We start from the raw sequence: 1,504 nt of genomic DNA, 5'->3' as shown, positions 1-1,504 counted from the left end.
TGGCGAGACTGGCATTGGCCGGCCTTCAACCTGGCTGATATCGCGTTATTGGCAGGTGTCGTGGTATACGCAGTGGCGCTATGGCGTGAGCGGCCTACATTTAAGCGCACTGAGTAACGCTATGGATGTGGTCGATAAAGATAAAGAATATACGTTTTTTGCTGGGCGACGCTCACCAATAGTCGATTGCGTTGTAGCGCTCGCCGCTGGGGTACTGACTACCTTGAGTGCCGCCCCTTTTTCCCTATGGTGGCTTGGCCCAGTGAGCGTGGCACTGGTCTATTGGAGAATAGCGTCGCTAACGCCCGCCATGGCCACCCTGCGAGGGTGGTGTTATGGGGTAGGCCTGTTCGGTTCAGGCACGTCGTGGGTCTTCGTTGCTATTCACGATTTCGGTGGCACCGGGGCCTTGATGGCGATGTTCCTCACCACGCTATTTGTTAGCGTCCTGGCGCTCTTCTTTGCAGTCCCCTTTGGGCTCTATCGACGCATCACGGGGCCACGGTTCGCCTTTCTTAGCTTTGCCGGTATGTGGGTGGTGAGCGAATGGCTACGCACCTGGTTGCTCACCGGCTTTCCCTGGTTATTGCTGGGCACCTCTCAGATAGATTCTCCACTAGCCCCATGGGCGCCCGTTGGTGGTGTGTACTTGCTGTCACTCATGACCGCGCTGACAGGTACGTTAGGGGTAGAGGTACTGCGTCGCCGCTGGATTTTCCTCGTCCCAATGGCCGCCCTGTGGATCGTTCCATTCCTATTGCCCGCCCAATGGACAACCCCGGCTGGCAAGCCCATCCAGGTGGCATTGTTGCAAGGGAATCTTGATCAGCGCATTAAGTGGACTGCCCAAGGGCAGCGCGAAGCGATCAGTATCTACACGACGATGACACGGGTGCAAGCAAGGGATATCGACCTCATCGTTTGGCCTGAGGCAGCCCTTCCCATGCTTGAGCAGGAAGCACAGCAAATACTGGAACAAGTAGCGTCCGACCTGGGGCCTGACACCGCCTTGTTGACCGGCATTTTGCAACGCGACAGTGAAGGGCGCTCTTATAACAGCGTCATAGGGCTAAATGATGTGCAAGGCGAATACCAGAAGGCGCACTTGGTGCCCTTTGGCGAGTATTTGCCATTCCAAAGCCTCCTCGCTGACACCCTTGCTTTTTTCGACTTGCCAACACCCCGGCTGACCCCTGGTTCAGACGTACAGGCTCCGTTACACGTGGCTGGAACCACCATTGGCAATGCTATCTGTTACGAGATCATTTTCGCCGACCATGTCGCCCAACAGGCGCGTAATGCCGAGCTGCTATTAACGGTTTCCAACGACACGTGGTTTGGGCGTTCCATTGGCCCACACCAACATCTTCAAATGGCGCGTCTACGTGCCCTTGAAAATGGTCGTCACCTACTTCGAGCTACCAGTAATGGCGTGACGGCCATCATCGATTCACAAGGTCACGTCACAGCCCGTGCCCCACAGTTTGAACAGGCCAGTTTAACT

At 55.9% G+C, this 1,504-nt stretch carries 1 protein-coding gene; it reads left to right on the top strand.

The features are described from left to right. Positions 1-121 precede the first annotated feature (121 nt). On the top strand, positions 122-1,504 hold a 1,383-nt coding region (lnt, locus tag CXF87_RS11990), incomplete at its 3' end, for an apolipoprotein N-acyltransferase (protein WP_101146775.1).

The sequence above is a fragment of the Halomonas sp. MES3-P3E genome (genome assembly GCF_002836035.1).
In the GTDB taxonomy this organism is placed as follows: Bacteria; Pseudomonadota; Gammaproteobacteria; order Pseudomonadales; family Halomonadaceae; genus Vreelandella; species Vreelandella arctica.
Note: the sequence above shows the minus strand (reverse complement) of the source record. Positions and strands in the feature narration are given on the sequence as shown.